Raw genomic sequence first — 777 nt, 5'->3', positions numbered from 1 at the left:
ATAAAGTTACATAAAATAATATGCTATAAAAGCAAACAACATTTAACAGGAGCGTTAAGGAAAAACAATGGAAGAACCGTCCCGTGTTTTTCAGAAACACGAAAAGTTAAAACAGTATTTTCGCGAACTTGGAAGCGTAGCAATAGCGTTTTCTGGCGGCGTTGACTCAACCTTTTTGCTAAAAACGGCGCATGATGTTTTAGGAGACAAAGTTATCGCCGTTACCGCCCGTTCCTGTTCTTTCCCGGAGCGCGAATTAAAAGAGGCGGTCTCCTTCTGCGAGAGTGAAAATATCCGTCACATAATCTGTGATTCCGAAGAACTTAACATTGAAGGCTTCGCGCAAAATCCGGTGAACCGCTGTTATTTGTGCAAAAACGAATTGTTTACTAAAATATGGGCGGTTGCCCGCGAATATGGCATAGAGAATGTCGCCGAAGGCTCCAACCTTGATGACAACGGCGATTACCGTCCGGGACTGACGGCGGTCGCGGAACAGGGCGTAAAAAGCCCCCTGCGTTATGCGCAACTTACAAAAGAAGAAATACGCTTTCTTTCAAAAAATATGGGGTTGCCGACATGGAACAAGCAGTCCTTCGCCTGCCTTTCCTCACGCTTTCCTTACGGCGAATCTATCACGCCTGAAAAATTGGGAATGATAGACAAGGCCGAACAGCTTCTGCTGGACATGGGATTAAGACAGGTAAGGGTGCGTCATCACGGCAACCTTGCCCGTATCGAAACCGATGAGGACGGTTTTTTGATATTGACCGATAG

The 777-nt window shown here is 45.8% G+C and carries 1 protein-coding gene; it reads left to right on the top strand.

Going from position 1 to position 777, the window contains the following annotated elements; all coding sequences use genetic code 11:
• Positions 1 to 67: 67 nt before the first annotated feature.
• The coding region (gene larE, locus ACYVRH_RS13780; protein ID WP_461257458.1) for an ATP-dependent sacrificial sulfur transferase LarE at positions 68 to 777 on the top strand (710 nt) is incomplete at its 3' end.

This window comes from Treponema sp. R80B11-R83G3, from assembly GCF_054786115.1.
Note: the sequence above shows the minus strand (reverse complement) of the source record. Positions and strands in the feature narration are given on the sequence as shown.